Below are 18,388 nucleotides of genomic sequence, written 5' to 3'. Positions count from 1 at the left end.
CTCCCTAACGCAGCAGGTGGATAGCCAATCCCACAAGAGCACATCCCACCAACACTTGGATGACTCCACGCTTGAAGCGGAACAGCGCCACCGCGGCACCGACAGCGATCAACGCCGAGGGCCAGTCGAAGCTGCCTGCAAAGCCCTCAGGCCACAGCACGTGATAACCGAAGAACAGCGCGAGGTTGAGGATGACGCCTACCACCGCGGCAGTAATGCCGGTCAACGGAGCGGTGAACTTCAGCTCGTTGTGCGTGGACTCCACCAGCGGCCCGCCGGCGAGGATGAACAGGAACGAGGGCAGGAAGGTAAACCAGGTTACGAGGCTGGCCGCCACGGCACCGGCAAGGAATGCCTGCTCTGGCCCGAAGACCTGGTGCACATAGGCGCCAACGAACCCCACGAACGCCACCACCATGATCAGCGGCCCCGGGGTGGTCTCGCCCAATGCCAGGCCATCGATCATCTGGGTGGGTGTCAGCCAGCCGTAATGGCCTACCGCGCCCTGATAGACATACGGCAGTACTGCATAAGCGCCGCCGAAGGTGAGTAGAGCGGCCTTGGTAAAGAACCACCCCATCTGGGTCAGGGTGCCCTCCCAACCATACAGGACGGTCAGCAGCCCCATAGGCAAGGCCCACAGCACGGCGCCTACTCCAACCAGCAGAGCTAGGTGCGACCAGCGGAAGCGCGCATGCGCCGGCGGTGGCGTGTCGTCGTCGATCAACGCCGGCCCATAGGACTGTTTGGATGCCCCATGCCCACCACCGACGCTGAACTTGTCAGGTGCATACCGCCCGCCCAGATAGCCGATAAGAGCGGCCCCCAGAACGATCAAGGGGAAAGGGATATTGAGCGCAAAGATCGCCACAAAGGAGGCTGCAGCGATAGCCCAAAGCCAGTTGTTCTTCAGCGCGCGTGAACCGATACGGTGGGCAGCCTGCACAACGATGGCGGTGACGGCGGGCTTGATGCCGTAGAACAATCCCGCCACCACAGGCACTTCGCCGAAAGCGATGTAGACCCAGGACAGGGCAATCAGGATGAACAGTGAGGGCAGCACGAACAGTGCGCCGGCGATCACCCCACCCCAGGTGCGATGCATGAGCCAGCCAATATAGGTAGCCAACTGCTGAGCCTCCGGGCCTGGCAGGAGCATGCAGTAGTTCAATGCATGCAGAAAGCGGCGCTCCGAGATCCAGCGCCGCCTCTCCACCAGTTCCTGGTGCATGATCGAGATCTGCCCAGCCGGGCCACCGAAGCTGATGAAACCGAGTTTCAGCCAGAACAGAAATGCCTCGAATAGGCCAACTTTCTCTACCCTGCCCTGGTCTTGCTCAGTCGCTTGCATAGCTGTCTCACTCATCACTCTGTCCTTCCTTGCTGAATGCAGCCAGCAACCCATCGAAGATGGCGCAGGCCGCAGCCAATAACTGATCGTCGTTCTCGATGCTGGCTCGCAGTCCAGCCAGTACGCGCTCTACACCTGTCGCTTCTGTGGGTTGCGCGCCCCCCACATCCAGGTAATGAACCAGTGCCCCTAAGCGCTGCAGCCCTGGAGCCTCCAGCCCGAAGCTAGCCATAAGGGTCTCGAAGGTGACCTTGTTGCCGACATGGCTGAACCGGGCACCATCAAAATCGAACCCAAGTGCTTCCGCAGGACATGCATCAGGAGAGGGAAGCCAGAGGATGCTGGCACCTGGATCGATGAAGCGGCGGATCAGCCAGGCGCTGGCCAGGCGGTCTACCCAGGGGCGCTGGCGAGTCGCCCAGGTTCGCCCTTCGTAGTCCCGCGGATCGAGCTGCTCGATGGCTTGCTCATGGCTGGTGGGCTCATCCTTGGAAAGCGCCCGGTTGATGGCCACTTCGAGATCACGCAGCAGCGCGTCTGTCTGTTGCAAAGGTTCGCCCGGAAAGAAGTCGATCGACTGGATCTGAGCGAACGACTTGCGCAACTTGCGGGCCTGGCGAGCAGTCGCCAGTGCATTCTCAGGAGTCAGCTGGGCCAGTTGGGGCTCAACCTCCGAGCGCAACCTGGCGTAGTCGTCGCCACGATCAAAGAGAGGTATGAAGCGCTCACCCTGGGGATCAGTGACCGGCAGGAGCGACGCCGAGCCACCGCTATCCAGCACGTCACGCTCGACGGACTCCAGTACCTCACGACTAGCCGAGCCATCTGGCAGGAGATAAACCCCATCGCGTAGCACCGCAGCCCCAGCGCTTTTCAACGTGCGCCAAGCGCGCATTCGCTCGGCGGCATTTGCCGTAGGCAGTGCCATCACGAGACATAGCCAATTAAGCAATGTAGTTATCTCACCAAATATGTTCGATCTCTACATTACTCTGCGGTTGCTCTGTTTGGAACTGCGATATGGGCTCTGCAGCGTCAGTGACTGCTTATCTCCAGGTACCGGCAAAGCGAACTGTCGGTGTGGTGCGAATGACTGTCGGAGGGATGCGAATCGGTGTCGGTGGCGTGCGAATGGCTGTCGGAGGATGCGAATAGGTGTCGACGTGTGCGAAAGGCTGTCGATTTTGAAAAACCGCGTTGTGTCGGTTTTGCGTGCGAATCAGTGTTGGTTAGGCATGCGAATTAGTGTCGGAACCAATGCGAATACTCACACTCAGCTGCCCAGGGAACACTCCTGTGCTCTCCACATAGCGCAATGCGGATTGGCCATCGCTCCAGCCTACGTACTGCATCAGCGCTTTGAGATCCCAGCCGCTGCGGGTGGCCCAGGTGGCAAACCCGCGGCGCAGCGAGTGACTACTGTACAGCTCCGCAGGCAGCCCTGCCGCCTGCAGTACGGCGCGCATGAGTGGGACAACGCTATTTGGGTGCAAACCCTGCTCACCTAAATGCCCCCAGCGATCAATTCCACGGAATACCGGCCCACGCGCGATGCCCGCCACGCTGATCCAGTCGACGTAGGCTTGTACTGGGCACAGCCTGGCCAACGCCGGCGCGCTGAAGGTCTGGCCTTGGTTGTCGCGGTCGCCTTTGCTCCACGGCAGAAACAGTTGCATCCCCTCCCCGGCCCGCACCTGGATGTGCTCGACTTGCAGGCGGCACAACTCATCACTGCGGAACGCCCGCCAGAAGCCGATCAGGATCAACGCGCGGTCACGCCAACAGCGCAGCAACCGCGGCCAGTCGTCCTCCGCTCGTGCTCTACCCTCGGCCTGCTCCAACCACAGCACGCACTGCTCGAGCTGGCGCAGCTGCAAGGGTTCGGCCTGCTTCTCCTGACGCGGATGCAGCGTACGGATGCCTTTGAGAACCTGACGGACCAGTGGGGTCTTGGTTGGATCCGGAAAACCCTGGCTGACATGCCACTGCGCCAGGGCTGCCAGGCGCAGCTTGAGCGTGTTGCTGGACAGCGTGGCGGCGTGGTCGACCAGGTAGCGCACGATGGCATCGCTGGTCGCCGGCAAGAAGCCGCCCCAAGTCACCTCGAAGTGCTCAAGCGCCTGCTGGTAGCTGCGCCGCGTGTTGGCGCGGGTGCCGGCCTGCAGGTACCGCTCAATCTCCTGGCTCATCTGAGCGCATCCCCTTGGTGTACCGGTGAGCGACTGCCAAACGACGAAAATGGCGCTTCACCTTGGATAATTCGTGATTACCCAATTCTAGAATAGAAGCAGAACAAAAATAAAATTCTTGATAAAGTGCCATGTATCTACATAGTACATACCACAGAACGAAATTGTCAGGAGGCCCACTTATGGCCCGCGGTGGCGTCAACAAAGCTGTCGTGCAGAAAGCCAGGAATGACCTCCTAGCTCGCGGCATTTACCCCAGCATCGATGCGGTTCGCATCGAACTGGGTAACACCGGCTCCAAGAGCACGATCCACCGCTATCTGAAGGAGCTCGAGGCCGAGAGCGAGCCGACCTTGTCGGGGGATTCGCTGAGTGGACCGCTGACAAATTTGATGGGACAGTTGCTGGACCAACTGAAACAAGAGGCGCAGCAGTCCGTGGTCGAAGCCCACGAAACGCTGAGGCGCGAACGCTCGGCGGTACAGCAGCAGTCGGCCGTATTCGAGGCCCGAATGCGAGACCTCGAATCACAGAGTTCGAGCCTGGCGCAGCAGCTACAAGCAGCTCAGGAGCTGGCTCTTCGAGAACAGCAACAGCGGCAAGTTATCGAAATCGACAACGCTCGAATGGTTCAATCCCTTCGGGATCTGGAGGTGCGCGTCAAAGAGCGCGATGAGCGCATTCAGTCGCTTGAGGACATGCATCAGCACGCTCGTGACGGCATGGAGCATTACCGCCAAGCCAGCAAGGAACAGCGAGAACAGGAGCAGCGCCGCCACGACGCTCAGATCAGCCAGCTTCAGGCCGAGGTACGCCAGCTGCAACAAACGCTGATGATCAAGCAGGACGAGTTGACTCAGCTGAACCGTGACAATGCACGACTGGTCACCGAGGCGCGGCAGCATCAGAAGGATCAGCATGCACTGGAGCAGCTCCTCTCGCAGAGGGATCAGGCTTTGGTGAGCACTCAGAGCGCTCTAACCAGTATGGGGCGTACGAATGAAACGCTGGAGCAGCGATGTCAGGCCCTGCAGGGAGAGGTGGCTCAACTCGATGAGGCCCGCACGGTGCAAACAGAGCAAGTACAGACCCTGGAGCAACAGCTAGCCAAAGCTACTGCCCAATTGAAGGCGCTTGGACATTTGCCACCGCCAGTCCAAGAGCCGGCGTTTAAAAGAGTTAGTACAGGCGACTGCCCTAATCAGTCCTCGGCTAAGTGACAACTATTGGCCCGTAACAGGACATGAATGCCAACGAAAGACAAATTGCGAGAGATGCTCGCGGGCCAGGCAAGGGAATTTCAGCACGCCGGCGGTGAGGTAGTTCTTTATGCCTGGCAGCGTCCACCTTTGGCGAGAGAGATGGCGAATCGGCGTCTGAGCAAGGGGAACCGCACCATCCACCATGAGTTGAATGGGATCTATGGCCATCGCCGAATCAAAGCCGAGTTGGCAGCCATGGGGCATGCGTGTGGTGCCGCTGAGGCTGAGGGTGTTCTGTGACCGTAAGACAGCAATAATGGACGCGCATACCGGTCTGGGCCGTGGGCCAGGTGCAGCCGAGGATCGCACCTACAATCGACGCAGTCAGAGCTAAACTCAGATACGAGCATGCGTGCGCTGCGAGGTCATGCCGCTTTCACAACAGCGAGCGATCCAATAATGAGCCAGCCAGCCGAAGATATACCAAGGGCAAGTGATGCGGAACATTTCGCTTTGGACTTTCCTTACCGAAAGTCGGTGAAAATCCGACGCGACCTGAAGCACTTTGATCTTTGGTTGCAAGCAACCTACGAAATCACGATCGATAGGCCAATCCCTTTAGCCTTTATCTACAAAGACTTCTTTCTCAGCCACGTCGCGCTTTATCCATGCCCGGCGATGCCAGGGCGTTTACTATCAGCGAACCTGGAGAATAAATTGCTTGGGTCAGGGTTACTAAATGCTGATGAGCTTAGTTGTCAGCAAGTAGCCTCGATGGTTTTATCCGTCATCCGGTGGCAACACCATCGATACAAAGCAATAGATGCTCACAAACTACTGCACGAGTTGCTCCCTTTTTACCGACAGTTCCGATGGGTGACGCGCAACAAAGTGTTCACTTATAAATCGGCACAAGAGTCTGCAAGAGTTCTAAACGTCTTCCGGCGCCATTTGGCGCAAAGCCCTCAAGCCGAGCGCGACCTTGCCTTAATCTTACTGACCTGGGGATATGACTTTAGCCCATCCGAGCTTGTCCAGTTGAGCTTTGATAGCATTCAAATAAATCGCAGACCTCTAGAGTGGATGTATCACCGCGCCAACGGCAAAGTGAAGCTGGATCATATGACAGCTGTAAGCACCTTTACCCTCCTTTGCGAAAATGCTGACTTGATGGATTTACAATCCCACTGGCTTATGAATCGCAGGGATGGGGCGCACTGGCGTGCCCTAACCGAAAATGAGGTTGAGATAATCCTGGAGCGCCATTATCGATATGCGGGCGGTTTATATGGATTTGAGCATTACTACGTCCCCGAAGGGCCATCAACACCCGACCTCTTGCCCCAAGAGGAAGCGGCATTTACCAAGGCGTTAAAAAGGTTCACCAAGGACCTGTTTGCTGGTCAGAATTCGACTGAAGAGGAGGATGAAGATGATGACTGGGATGCAGCCGTCCGAAAAATATCACTACAGCGAAGCTCAGCGGACGAAGGACCACCGGTGAATGACGAGCAAGTTGATTGGGATACGGTCATCAAGAATAAAAGTTCAAGCGTTGATTAGACGGAAAACCTTTTGCAAACTCTGGCCATGAAGAGACCTTGCCTCGGCAGATGGTAATCCTGAGTGACTTTCATTACGATCCGTATTCCATGAATGAGCCGATATAAATGTCATGCTCGGTGGACGACCACTCTGTTCACTGAAAACTACAGCCCAACATACGGGGTGCAAAATTCGTCGATATGGAACATCGGTGCAGTCCGGCGCATCTACGCCTTGGGTCAACAACTGTCTCTGCTCCATCTGCCGTTTGAGTAGAGTGACAACTTCACAGCCCAGCATTTGTCGAAGCAACCAGCGCTCGGCTTCAGGACTTGTCTGCCGGAACAGGCTATGCCTTTTCTTCTCCGCTATCCATGCAGCCATTTTCACCCTGCTGCTATGCGCCGAACGCAGTAATTCACATGGCACTTTAGCCTGGCGCCAATAGCATAACCAATCAATGTAAGCGAGCACAGTATAATAGTTAGCAGGCAGTAAAACCCCCTGAACGTCACGCCACAATAGCTCTAAAGATTTGTCAGTTAAACGAATTTCAGCCAAATGGTTTTTCTTGATATTTCTGAAAATCGACTTCGAAATACTAACCAACTCATTGATTAGGATTTCACTCTCCACCCCTACTTCCTCTTGATTTGCCCTAGAGAAGCGCGAGAATGTAGGGTACTGGCGCAGCGCAGATTGGAATGAATGATCACAGGCCATTACTTGCAGATTAGAAAATAGGTCTGCCTCCACTCGCGTAAACTGCTGAACGGAATGCGACAGCTGCAATACATTATCGCAATGAAGATCTGCTGGGCCGACGATATCGAACACAAGGTGCTTGTTCTCGCCACCCAGCATCCTATGGAACTGCCGCAAGCGCTGCATACCATGAGCGCTGATGAACCGTAACGATTGAGGATCACGCCCACATCCAAGCTGGCGACCGCAGCGCCAACAGCCATAGGGATGCTTGAATAAGGCAGCATTAAACTTGTAACTCACAAGTGCAGCGCAGTGCGGGCAATGATTAAGCAAGTCAACAGAGTGTACTGGGCATGCCTCAATGAGCTGATATTGAAATATCGTGTAATGCCGGCCTTGCGACAAACAAATGGGGCAATATCGAAGCTCAGAAGCCACATGTCTTTCAGGGTCAATAAAAGTTGGCGAAAGAAATAAAGACTTGGCCTGCGTCAGGCTCAGGCCAAATAAGCCTTGTAGGCCAGTCACTCCCAAAGACTCAACATAAGCTAAATGCCTGCAATGTCTATTGCCGGATATTTGAGGGTTACAATGTTGTTTGATGATTTCAATCAGAGCCCCGCCAGCAACAACGTTGAACAATCCAAACCTGGAAAGAATTGAATAAACTGACTCGTATGGAATATATCGCGGCCTTATCCCGCTGTATCTCTGTTTAGAACGCAACAGCTCGTCACGCAGAGTAATGATCATGTCTAGGCTAACGTATTTGCTATTTTAGAGTTGCGGGTGGCAACCGCGAACCAGGACTCTTCAATGAGCGACATACAGACCGCCGGAGAAAGCGAGAAACTCGCGCTATCACTCTCGCAGTATTCAGTCAGGAGGATTTCAATGGTTTTCGTAAAATACTTCATCGGAATCTCCATGTCAGCCTTGATCCCTAGCCCCTTGTAGGACTCTTTGAATGCATCCCAGAGCATATCTCCATAATCTTGCAGTCGAAGTCCGGCGGCAAACGCTTCAGGGAAGAAGAAGCGCGTATAGGGCCAATTACTTCCTTCCGGAAAGACGGCGCTATCATAATAGCCAAGGCACTCTACGAAATCCTCTTTGTCACGAATTCCCCGAAATGAGTGTTCATACAGAAGGAACCGATTAACTATGGCCTCCCCCTCTTCACCAGCTTTTAGCAAAGTTTCTTTATGGCCTAGCAACTGACTCTGCCCCACCAAGATAGGCAACAACGTAACACTTTTCTCCATTAGGGCATTGTATAGATCTTTGATCCAGTCATAGTGAATCGGCAGCAATCTTGATGCTTCATCAATGAATAAAATAAAAACCCTACGGGGATCATTAAACGCTGCATCAATAATAAAATTCTTTAATCTGGATTTTTTGATGCTAATGCTGCAATGATCTTCCCATTTGGCATGCCCAACGACCTCCAGCAAAGAGGTATAGAAGCCGCCCTTACTGGGCGACAGATCGCGCTCAGCGAAGAATATAGCCACTGGAATACTTGGAAAATCAATACTTAAACATTGCCTGCAGTACAGCATTGCTCGCGTTTTACCGTAGCGGACGCGCCCATAAATAACCAACCCTGAGTCGAGTCGCTTAATGGCTTTCAGTACCATCGCATAGGTTTCACCGATGGAATAAGTAGGAATTAAATAAGTCTTACTACTTACTGGATGTTCTTCAATTCGGATTGGCCGTATATCTTTGATATCCATACTCCATCCTCTCAGAGCGTGAAGACCTTGGTCAACTTGACACGCTGATGATTAAGTCTCTCTGGCGTATCACCGTCACGGCCCTTAACTGAAGATGGATCTTCACTAACACGCCCCGTTTCCTTGTATAAGGTGGTGGCGACTCTTCGCGAAGTGTCACCAGTAGCCAATTTTAAACGCCGAAAAGCCTCAATTGGTGTTTCATTACGTGCAAATTGAAATTGCCCCTGCTTCGTAGCCTTCCATAACTCGCTTCGAACTTTGAGACTGTGCGGTTGTAAGTACCAAGGGTGGGGGGCTCTTAGAACTCCCACAAAGGTGCCGTCTTCATCTAATAGCCGAAGAAATGAAACGTCTTCACGTGAATACTCTACAAACATGTGCCTGCCAACGGAGTCACTTCTAAGGACGTCAGGGTTTTTATACTTTAGATATGCAAAGTTAACGTAAGCACCACCGTATTTTGATGAGGTTCGAACGACCACCGATTCCCGAGCCATTGAAAATAAGGTCGGATCCCTGAGAGCGTCAGGCAATGTGTTGGGTGGAAGAGAGTTCTGAGCGCCACAAAGACAGAACACCCCCAGTGGTGAATGACCTTGCAACGACGAGTGGGGCCGACCATTGTAGTCAGAGATCAAAATATCAATGGTACTTTTTAGCTCTTCTAGTGTAAGCAGTAGCTTCAGCGGGTTCTTCGACTTGGGAGATAAGCGTTCAATTATTTTATCTCGACTATCACTGCCGGTCGTGCCAATAATCCTATGCGAATAATGCTGCACAACAAACAAAAAGAATCGCTCAATAATGGCTCGATCATTAGGTGTATGAGGGCGGCCAAACTCAGCAACACACCCTACTCGATCATGAAGAACTCGGACAACATTCGTGGCCTTATGGGCCCAAGCATTATCAAGCTTGAGAGTTGACCAAGTTTCCCAAGCGTAGCCGTGCTCACTTGGGAACCCTCCTGCGGTCGAATAATGAACATTTGGCGTGATCAGGGGCTGCTTTTGATGAGGTGTTAAGCTGTTGAATATAGCTTTTAAAAGATCAATCTGGTCGTACGTATGGCCTAAAGCAATGGAGTATCCCAGTACACAGCGCGAAAAGACATCAATGAGTAGTATTAGCCAAACTCTTAAGATTTCGTATCTGATTGGCTGTCCGAAACTGTCTAATTCTTCAATGACCAATCGGATGTCGAGCATGTGGCCGTCAGTCTCTACCTGCTGCAGAATATCGGTAGGAGGCACATTGTAATTTATGTCAGAGGCATTCCTTTCTTTTTCATCTAGCGCCTTCAACTCTTTGCTCTTCGACCTTAGATGTTCTCTCAAGGCTGAGCGGGCGAGTGTCTTTCGGTTGAATGGATATTGATCATTACTGATCGACAATGATGTGCAATGCACTAAGAATGCATTATGTATAACGTCGAAGCTAACGCCACCTTGGCTCCTTGGCTTATAATTTCGAGCGATTTTTTCCAGCCAGGACTTTATTTCAGGATGATCAGCTATTAGTTTGCTAAATGCCCCGGCATCTCCTTGAGTCACTCCATCATTCGAATAGCCTAGATCTTTCTCACGATTATATTTTTTCTCGCCAATGCGCCTATATGGTATGGCTCCTTTGAAGCCAATAACCACTCCATCCGTATCCAATGCAAGACATCTATTAATGGATCTGTACAGTGTTGCTCGCGAAAGACCATACGCATCTTCTATCTCGCGCAGGGTGGCTCCATTCTTTAGATAAGCTCTAATTGCTTTAATTCTGTTATCTGTTGCCTCTCTTATATCCTCGGCAATAAGATCAACATCTATACACCTCCACGCATCACATGAATTCCCAGCAGCAAGGAACTCACGGCGAGAAAAGCGAGTGGAGTCATTCATGTCTCACCCGGATGACATCTAGCTGAGTTAATCCACTGATTCTTTTGCATCGAACATCAAATAGCCCTACCCTGCCCCGCCTGACAAGCTCAAACAGCAGCGCCGCTGCGCCTTCGCCATATCTAGCCTGCAAGTCATTAACTGAGTTGCTTATTGCTCCCTTGCTTCGATCAATCGAATGAAATGCAAATTCAAGATTCTTCTCAGTGAAGATCTCTCTATATTTGTTAATATACGACAACATGCAAAGCAAATTTTCTGCGTACGTCTGCTCTTCACTCAGGCATTTAGCCCCTAAGAATTCAGCTTTGATATCGCAGCTATCGCAATACTCGATTATCTCAGCTTCAGTATTTTCGGTGACTTCACGCCTGGAAAAGATAAAATGTAAAACGCCATGCATTTCGTACTGAATTGCAACTGATACTTTTTTGCTCTCCAAATTTAAAGTAGCCTGATTTACAAGCACTTCTGTGGCAAAGGGATTAAACTCTAGCCCAGCCCAGCGCCAGAAGCTCGGTCGACAGTAAAGCCTTACCTGGGTATTCTGCTTAGGGCTGTATGCCAGAAACTCAGGCGCGCCCGCCGGCCTACCCCTTGCTTCCAATGTAATAAAGGCTGCCATTTGTATGGCCTCTCAGCTTGTGCACTATAATTCCCTGGCAAATTAGCAGCTTACAAAAGTTTCATATTTGCAGAGCGAGCGTTAAAGTTTCAAATTCTCAAGAATTATGGTGGGAAATTCTGCGCAACTCAGAATCTTTGGAGATAAGAAGCAGATTGGTAATAATTAATTGAATTGAAAATCGCCAAAGGCTATTCAGTCAAAGTCGCTTTTAGCGACTGGGGGAAAAGTTTCAAATTAATTTGTTTTCACTATTACGGAGTCGCAAGGTTTTCTAAGGACCTCTCTTCTGCCATTTCCCCTCAGCAGCGATTCGAAGCTGCCTGCCACTCATCGTAATACTGCAACCTTGTGATCCGGCGCCCACTCCAGACTCAGAGGCTTTCTTGCCTTGAGACCAATCTGGAGGAACACAGATGGAAACCCTGACTAGCCTGTTCGATACCAAGGGCTGCCCCTTGGACAAACAAAAATTCACCTGGCGCGAAATGGCTGGCAAGCCCATCAGCAAACTGGATGACGATGCCTTCACCCGCGTGCGCATCATCCTCATGAACGGCATCGAGACCGATGCCCTGCGTCTGAAGAACATCGGCGCGCGCTTCAATGGGCATCTGCGTCAGGCGCTGGCCGAGGTGCGGCGCACCGAGCAGCATCAGGCCACGATGGTCAACTGGCTGCTGTCTGCCGATCACTCGCCGCTGGAAACCACGGTGGCTTACGAACAGGTGGCGATCGAGGTGACCGCCGCGGTGGCGCAGAACGAACCCGATCCCTATCAGGCGCAGACCTATCGCTTCGGCCTGCTGGAGGATTTCGATCATCTGTATCGCTATTCGGCCATGCTCGATCGGCTCGAGGGCAAGGATGCCAACAACATTCTGCAGGGCTACACCGACATCATCCCAAGCCGACCGACCACCGTGCATCACCGTGCGCCCGAGGACGATCTGCGCGACTCCTATCAGCGCGAAAGCGCGGCCCTGATCACCAAGATTCACGCGGCGATGATCACCGCCGCCGAATACCAGACCCACGACTATTACATGACCATCGGCCCGACCTTCGCCGATCCCCTCGCCCGCCAGCTTTACGCGGAGATCGCCTCGGTCGAGGAACAGCACGTGACCCAGTACGGTTCGCTGCAGGACCCCGACGAGAGCTTCCTGGAGAAGTGGCTGATCCACGAGGCGATGGAGGTCTATGCCTACAACAGCTGCATGGAGCAGGAAGAAAACCCGCGCATCAAGGCGATCTGGGAGCGCTTCCTCGACTACGAGCAAGGCCACCTGCACCTGGTCTGCGAGCTGTTCAAGAAGTACGAACGCCGCGACCCGGCGGAAATCCTCGGCGGCTCGGTGCCCAAGCTGATCGAGTTCAAGAGCCAGCGCGAGTTCGTGCGCAAGACCCTGGCCGAGGAAATTGACCTGCGCACCAAGGGCCACGATTACGTCGACAAGAAGCACGAAGGTCACGCCAGCCGCGACTACCGCAACCACCTGAACTCCGAGGGTGTGCCTGCCGAGGCGGCTTCCGCCGGCTATCAATGGGCGCCGGGTACCGAGCTCAGCCTGAAGAACGCATCCTGAGGATTTCGCCATGCAGAACGCTACCAAGATGGGACTCAACTACACCGGCGTACAAATGTCTCCGATCGACAGCGAAGCCATGCTCAAGGCCAGCCAGGAAGTGCCGCCAGATGTGCCCGGCGACGAACGCAAGCTGGCTGTGGTGCGCAGCGAGGAAGTGGCGCGGGCCGATGCCGTCGGTTCGGTGCCGCTCCCCGGCTCGGTCAAGGGCATGATGAAGACGGCGCTGAACAAGCTCACCGGCGTCAGCCCGGAAATGCTGATCGACAAGCTGGGCGAGCGCCTGGCCTTCGAACGCACCGGGGTGCGCCTATACGAGGCACTGCTGGCCAAGGTCTCGGTGATCGAGGTGGTCGACGAAGCGCAGCTGACCACCCTGCAGCGCTTTCGCGCCGAAGAGGCCGAGCACTTCGCCCTGGTCGTGGCGGCGATGGAAAAGCTCGGCGCCGATCCCTCGGCGATGACGCCCTGCGCGGATGTCGTCGGTGTCACCGGCATGGGCGTGTTGCAGACCATCAGTGACCCGCGGACCAACCTGGCGCAGTCGCTCAACGCGCTGCTGACCGCCGAGCTCACCGATAACGCTGGCTGGGAGCTGCTGATCGAACTCGCCGACACCTGTGGCCAGCCCGAAATCGCCGAGAGCTTCTACAAGGCGCTGAATCAGGAGCAGGTGCACCTGGAGACGGTGCGCAACTGGCTGAAGGAGGAAGTCGTGCGGCAGGTATAAGCGCACAGTTAAGTAGCACGAACGAGCGGGGAAGGTGCCATGGGCCCTTCCCCGCTTTTCGTTCAGCGCCCTCTTCTGCTGCTTATGGCACTAGCTTTCGCCGCGGCGCAGCATGCGCCGCAAGGTGCCGAGGATATGGCTGTGACCGTGGCCGGCAGCGTCGCCGCCATCGGCGGCGGCCTTCTTGTCCAGACGGTTCCACAGCTTTTCGTGGAAGTAGTAAGCCACCGTATTGCAGGCAGGCTCCAGCACGGCGATCAGGCCGCCGGTGAGAAAATCGCCGGTCAGCGCATAGGCAATGCCGAAGGCGATGGAAAAGTGCAGGATGGCGAAGGTAAGAGTCTTTGGCATCAAAGGCCCCGGCACCGCGCGAGGCGGTGCCGGGCTCCGTTAGCGTTTGGCGTCCAGGTCAGGCGCCGCGGAGCGCTCGAGGAAGGCGACGGTGATCTGCGGCAGGTGATCGCGCAGCCAGTCGGCCATGGCCACCTCCTGCTTGAGGATCTGTTCGCAGGCGGTCTGGGTCTGGGCGTCGCCGGCGCGTTTGGCCGCGGCGATGAGCACGGTGTACGAAGCGATTTCCATGTTCTCGAACACGTAGCCGCTCATTGCACCCTTGACCACCTCGTCGCTGACCGTCATGCCGGCAACGGCCTGGCCGAAGGCCATTACCTTGGCGGAGAGGTCCTTGAAGGTTGAAGGGCTGCTGCCCAGGCGTTGCAGACAGGACTCCAGCAGCTCGCGCTGGCCACGGGTCTCGTCGATGTGCTGGACGATGCGCGCCTTGAGGTCCGGGTAATGTTCCAGGCGCTCGGCCTGGGCGGTAAGCATCTTCTCGGCCTGTTGCTCCATGGCATGGGCGTCGCGCAGCCAGTCCAGCAGATTGTCGGTAGGGGTAGACATGTCGTTTAGCTCCTGTCGGTCGAATTGCAGATGGCCTTGCAGGGGGCAGGCGCCCTCCTCTCACCGCTCCCGCTGGCGCAAGCACAGGGGGGCGGAAATCGCGGCTATCTGTTGGAAAAGAGAATCTGAAACAAGGCGCCATCCGTGGCGCTCGCGCTAGCTGACGCTAGCGGTTGTTGCCGCCACCTCCGTGGCTGCGCTCACCGCCCTTGCGTCCTGCTTCGGAGGCACGCTGACGGTCGTTGGAAAAGTTGCCACCGCTGGCCTGTCCGCCTTTGCGGCCGGCCTCGGAGGCGCGTTCAGGATCGTTCCTGAAATTGCCGCCACTGTTCTGACCTCCCTGACTGCCGATCTCCTGATAGAACTCCTTGTCATGGCTGGCGGACGTACTTTCACCTCCTTTGCGGCCAGCTTGTTCGACGGTCATCTTGCCTTTCTGCGTGGTCATGGAAACCTCCACTTCTTCGCGTTCAAAGGGACGGGGCCTGGCGATTGCGTTGGCCCTCACTAGAGAGGAGTGGCGCCTGCAGGGCGCGGTTCAGGTTATTTTCAGCGCCCGGGATGAACGGCATCGGCAGCGATTTGGCCCCTGGAAAAAGGTTGAACCGGGCTTGCGCGAGGGACTTCTACACAGAAAGACCCAGGCTGAAACGAGGAGAAGCCATCATGCCCGCGCTATCCGCCACGCCCGACTGTTGCTGGACCGTCTCGGCACCGAAAGGCGATTTCCCCACCCTCTCCGGGCATTGCGAATGCGAGGTCGTGGTGGTCGGTGCCGGTATCGCCGGCTTGAGTGCAGCCCTGGCACTGAGCGAGGCAGGCAAGTCGGTGATGGTGCTGGAAGCGCGCGAAGTGGGTCGTCAGGTCACGGGATTGTCCACCGCCAAGATCACCACGCAGCACGCGCTGATCTACCGCGAGCTGCTAGATGATTGCGGCGAAACGCTGGCCAGGGCCTACGCGGATGCCAACCGCCAGGCGATGCAGCGCATTGCCGAGTGGATCGAGCGCTACGCCATCGACTGCGACTACCAACAGCGTTCGGCCTACGCCTACGCCATCTCCGAAGCGCAGAAGGCCGCGGTGGTGAAGGAAGCCGAAGCCGCCCGTTCCCTCGGGCTGGAGGCACGGGTGCTGCACCAGGCGCCGCTGCCCTTTGCAACCAGCTGTGCGCTGGAATTTCCCCAGCAGGCGCAGTTCAACCCGGCCAGTTACCTGGTGGGCCTGGCGCAGGCGGTACAGGCCAGAGGTGGCCGCGTGTTCGAGCGGACCCGCGCCATGAGCTTCGAGCACGACGAGCGCTGGCAGGTCGGTTTCGAAGGCGGCGTGGTCAGCGCCGATCAGCTGGTCCTGGCCACGCACATGCCGGTGCAGACACCGGTGGACTACATCAGCCCGACCCAGCCCCGCTGCCACGTGGCCATTGCCTTTCGCCCGCGCGAGGGCGAGTCCGTGGATGGCATGTTCATCGCCGTGGAAGAGCCGACCCGCTCGATCCGCATGGGTCAGGATGCCGAGGGGCCGTTGCTGATCGTGCTGGGGCCGCGGTTCAACACCGGCCAGGACGGCAATGTCGCGCAGCGCTTCGACGAGTTGGAACACTGGGCTCGCCAGCATCTGCCGGTGGCCGAGCCCGTCTGGCGCTGGTGCAACGAGGATTACGACACGCCCGATCGCATGGCCTACGTCGGCGAGCCCGACCCGGACCAGTCCCCCGGCCTGTTCGTGGCCACCGGCTTCAGTGCCTGGGGCATTACCAACGGCACGGCTGCCGGGCTCGGTCTGGCCGAGCAGATCGTCAGTGGCCGCTGGCCCTGGGGCGCGCTGTTCGACCCGAGACGTTCGGCGGGCGAGGACCTCAATCAGAGCAGCGACAGCCACACCTACATCGACTCGGTGGAGGATCTCGGCCCTGGCGAAGGTGGCGTGCTGCGGCGCGGCGAGGACAAGCTGGCAGTCTGGCGCGATGATGCTGGAGCGGTGCATGCGCTGTCGGCCGAATGCACGCACATGGGTTGTCCGGTGACCTGGAACAATGCCGACAGAACCTGGGACTGCCCCTGCCATGGTTTGATCTTCGAGGCCGATGGTGCGGTCAGGCACGGCCCGGCGCGCGAGCCGCTGGCCAAGCGCAGGCTGCGGCGCTGAGGCGCTTAGCCGGAACTGGAGGAGTCGCGCTGAACGGGATTCTCCAGCAGCGCGCGGATCTGCGTATCGCGCTCCAGGGCGCGCTCGTGGGGTTCGCTGAGCTGTTTGCGGAACTCGGGCGATAGCGGCTCGTCGAACAGCGCTTCGAAGCAGCGTCGAACCTGCTGCTCGACCTCCAGCGCGGCATGCAATCGGGCATCGTCATGCACGGGGGCAACCAGCGCCTTGAGGCTGTACCAGCCTTCGCGCAGCACGCCTTGCAGGCTGGGATGATCGCTGGGCCGGCCACCGTAGGTGGCGATCTGCGCCTGTGTCAGGTCGATCACCAGCGCGTGTTCGGCAGCCCAGGTGTCGAACAGCTGCTGCAGATCCGCCGCCTCGGCGTCAGCGGCGAAACGTCGATAGGCCAGCTGCCCGTCCTCGCAGGCGAGCAACAGGTGGTTGAGTTGGGTGATGGTCTTGTCCAGTGTCGGCATGTGCTGAAAGCCCTTCGCGTTCACCGTGTGAAAGGAGAAAACCGGATGCGCGGAGCGAACCGCGCATCCGGTCGCGAGCGGCAGGGTCAGCTCTTGGCGCGCTCTGCGTCACGCAACGCCCTGACCTCGTTGTGATTGCGCAGCACACCCTCGTACTGGCGCTGCACCATGGCGCGGATATCCGTCGGCAGGTTCTTGCTCAAGGCTTCGCTGTAACGCTCCTTGGCGACATCCTCGCCGCGCTCCGCCTCGTTGAGGATCGCCTCCTCGTCCTTGCCGGTCACCAGCGACTTGAGATCGACCCAGCGGCGATGCAGGTCAGCGCTGATGCTGGTGCTGTCCTCCGGCTCACCGCCGAACTCCAGCACCACACGTTGCAGCTCGGCGGCGGCTTCGCCGCATTGCCGCGCGCGCTGGGTGAACAGCTGCTTGATGTCCGGGCGCTTGATGTCTTCGGCGCAGACCTTGAAGCCGGCCTCGCCGTCCTTGCAGGTTTCGATCAGTTTGTTGAGGGTGCGGACAAGCTCTTTGCGATCGTCTGTGAGCTCCATTTTTTCGCCTCCGGGCCGATACGACGGCCAATGCTTGGTTGGATGTCCCGTGATGGGGCCACATGAAATCCGACGCACAGCCGAGCGGGATCGTTCAGCCAATCTTCCAAGCGGTCGCCAGGCACGGCTTCAGGTATGCACACACCAGTTGACGGATTCCGCCGGCATGCCCAGGCAATCCACGGAGTGGATGATGCCGGCCGCCAGCGCCTCCTCGACGTTGAGAATCCGCGGCGCGGCGGTCAGGCAGTCGAGCACGTCCAGCGGGGCCTGCGCGCCTTGCGTGCACTCGTCGACGATGGCGGCGTAGAGCTGCAGGTCGTAGTCCAGGCTCATGGCGTATTCGGACATGCGCGTGTGGTCCACCGCGCCGTTGACCGTCCAGTGAAAGGGATGGAACAGGAACTTGCTGTGCTGGCAGGCGGTGCGCGTCTGCCCGGCGAGGAAGATGATGTTGCCCATCGATTCCACCGTGCCGAGGTTGTGGGTCTTCACCGGCACCGGCAGCGAGATCAGGAAGTTGTAGAGGGAGAAGCCGTAGCTGCACTCCCCGCCCATGGTGGCGATCTTGATCACCAGCTCGTCTGCGCCCTGATGGATCGCCTGGCTGCATTTGTCGATGAACTGCCCGCACGTGTAGGAGTTGATCGGCGCGGTGAAATGCACGACGTGAGTTCTCATGTTGCTCTCCTCTGTCGTTGAGGCGCCGTCACGCGCCTCCCTCTCTTGCAGTG

At 56.6% G+C, this 18,388-nt stretch carries 18 protein-coding genes; 5 read left to right on the top strand and 13 right to left on the bottom strand.

The window, feature by feature from the left end; genetic code table 11:
• Nucleotides 1-4 precede the first annotated feature (4 nt).
• The 3 genes from chrA to N7333_RS03415 form a co-directional block, all read right to left on the bottom strand.
• A complete protein-coding gene (chrA, locus tag N7333_RS03425; RefSeq protein ID WP_033985559.1) occupies nt 5-1,366 on the bottom strand; it encodes a chromate efflux transporter in 1,362 nt (453 codons plus the stop codon).
• Nucleotides 1,359-2,303 (bottom strand): chromate resistance protein ChrB domain-containing protein, encoded by a 945-nt coding sequence (locus N7333_RS03420; RefSeq protein WP_279858479.1) that lies wholly within the window; start codon nt 2,301-2,303, stop codon nt 1,359-1,361. Before N7333_RS03420 ends, chrA begins: the two co-directional genes overlap by 8 nt.
• Before the next feature lie 277 nt (nt 2,304-2,580).
• A complete protein-coding gene (locus tag N7333_RS03415; protein WP_003246779.1) occupies nt 2,581-3,540 on the bottom strand; it encodes a site-specific integrase in 960 nt (319 codons plus the stop codon).
• A 182-nt stretch (nt 3,541-3,722) separates the two neighbouring features.
• On the opposite strand from N7333_RS03415, the gene N7333_RS03410 reads away from it, so the two are divergent.
• Nucleotides 3,723-4,760, top strand: coding sequence for a DNA-binding protein (locus N7333_RS03410; protein WP_013715602.1), 1,038 nt, complete (start codon nt 3,723-3,725; stop codon nt 4,758-4,760).
• A 441-nt stretch (nt 4,761-5,201) separates the two neighbouring features.
• The gene (locus tag N7333_RS03405; RefSeq protein ID WP_052716982.1) at nt 5,202-6,305 is read left to right on the top strand and encodes a hypothetical protein; all 1,104 of its coding nucleotides are present in this window, start codon (nt 5,202-5,204) and stop codon (nt 6,303-6,305) included.
• Here the strand turns inward: N7333_RS03405 and N7333_RS03400 are convergent.
• From N7333_RS03400 to N7333_RS03385, 4 genes are read right to left on the bottom strand one after another with little or no spacing between them, the layout of a single operon-like run.
• Nucleotides 6,291-7,748, bottom strand: a complete 1,458-nt coding sequence (locus N7333_RS03400) for a TniQ family protein (protein WP_279858478.1) — start codon at nt 7,746-7,748, stop codon at nt 6,291-6,293. The two genes, N7333_RS03405 and N7333_RS03400, sit on opposite strands and share 15 nt — an antisense overlap.
• Before the next feature lie 2 nt (nt 7,749-7,750).
• Nucleotides 7,751-8,737, bottom strand: a complete 987-nt coding sequence (locus N7333_RS03395; RefSeq protein WP_041769449.1) for an ATP-binding protein — start codon at nt 8,735-8,737, stop codon at nt 7,751-7,753.
• A gap of 11 nt (nt 8,738-8,748) precedes the next feature.
• On the bottom strand, nt 8,749-10,635 hold the full coding sequence (locus N7333_RS03390) for an integrase (RefSeq protein WP_279858477.1): 1,887 nt from the start codon (nt 10,633-10,635) through the stop codon (nt 8,749-8,751).
• Nucleotides 10,628-11,260, bottom strand: a complete 633-nt coding sequence (locus N7333_RS03385; protein ID WP_045736087.1) for a hypothetical protein — start codon at nt 11,258-11,260, stop codon at nt 10,628-10,630. Before N7333_RS03385 ends, N7333_RS03390 begins: the two co-directional genes overlap by 8 nt.
• Nucleotides 11,261-11,676: 416 nt before the next feature.
• Between N7333_RS03385 and N7333_RS03380 the strand changes: the two genes are divergently transcribed.
• Nucleotides 11,677-12,849: a hypothetical protein gene (locus N7333_RS03380; protein ID WP_003246783.1), complete on the top strand. Its 1,173-nt coding sequence runs from the start codon at nt 11,677-11,679 to the stop codon at nt 12,847-12,849.
• A 10-nt stretch (nt 12,850-12,859) separates the two neighbouring features.
• Nucleotides 12,860-13,579 carry a ferritin-like domain-containing protein gene (locus N7333_RS03375; RefSeq protein WP_129482680.1) on the top strand — a complete coding sequence of 240 codons (720 nt, stop codon included), beginning with the start codon at nt 12,860-12,862 and terminating at the stop codon, nt 13,577-13,579.
• Nucleotides 13,580-13,669: 90 nt separating this feature from the next.
• Here the strand turns inward: N7333_RS03375 and N7333_RS03370 are convergent, their stop codons facing one another.
• From N7333_RS03370 to N7333_RS03360, 3 genes are all read right to left on the bottom strand, one after another.
• Nucleotides 13,670-13,930 carry a DUF2061 domain-containing protein gene (locus N7333_RS03370; protein WP_003246788.1) on the bottom strand — a complete coding sequence of 87 codons (261 nt, stop codon included), beginning with the start codon at nt 13,928-13,930 and terminating at the stop codon, nt 13,670-13,672.
• A gap of 39 nt (nt 13,931-13,969) precedes the next feature.
• Nucleotides 13,970-14,479, bottom strand: a complete 510-nt coding sequence (locus N7333_RS03365; protein WP_003246790.1) for a DUF892 family protein — start codon at nt 14,477-14,479, stop codon at nt 13,970-13,972.
• 166 nt (nt 14,480-14,645) lie between these two features.
• Nucleotides 14,646-14,906: a general stress protein gene (locus N7333_RS03360; RefSeq protein WP_279858504.1), complete on the bottom strand. Its 261-nt coding sequence runs from the start codon at nt 14,904-14,906 to the stop codon at nt 14,646-14,648.
• 239 nt (nt 14,907-15,145) lie between these two features.
• Here N7333_RS03360 and N7333_RS03355 point away from each other — a divergent pair, with 239 nt between their 5' ends.
• On the top strand, nt 15,146-16,627 hold the full coding sequence (locus N7333_RS03355; protein WP_129482678.1) for an FAD-dependent oxidoreductase: 1,482 nt from the start codon (nt 15,146-15,148) through the stop codon (nt 16,625-16,627).
• 5 nt (nt 16,628-16,632) lie between these two features.
• Here the strand turns inward: N7333_RS03355 and N7333_RS03350 are convergent, their stop codons facing one another.
• The 3 genes from N7333_RS03350 to N7333_RS03340 form a co-directional block, all read right to left on the bottom strand.
• Nucleotides 16,633-17,103, bottom strand: coding sequence for a PA2169 family four-helix-bundle protein (locus N7333_RS03350; RefSeq protein ID WP_129482677.1), 471 nt, complete (start codon nt 17,101-17,103; stop codon nt 16,633-16,635).
• An 86-nt stretch (nt 17,104-17,189) separates the two neighbouring features.
• Nucleotides 17,190-17,654: a PA2169 family four-helix-bundle protein gene (locus tag N7333_RS03345; protein ID WP_003246800.1), complete on the bottom strand. Its 465-nt coding sequence runs from the start codon at nt 17,652-17,654 to the stop codon at nt 17,190-17,192.
• Nucleotides 17,655-17,783: 129 nt separating this feature from the next.
• Complete coding sequence (locus N7333_RS03340) at nt 17,784-18,335, bottom strand: ATP-dependent Clp protease proteolytic subunit (RefSeq protein WP_003246801.1); 552 nt, start codon at nt 18,333-18,335, stop codon at nt 17,784-17,786.
• Nucleotides 18,336-18,388: the final 53 nt, after the last annotated feature.

Origin of the sequence: Pseudomonas sp. GD04158, from assembly GCF_029834875.1 — a bacterium.
Classification (GTDB): domain Bacteria; phylum Pseudomonadota; class Gammaproteobacteria; order Pseudomonadales; family Pseudomonadaceae; genus Aquipseudomonas; species Aquipseudomonas hydrolytica.
This window is presented reverse-complemented; position numbering and strand designations above follow the sequence as displayed.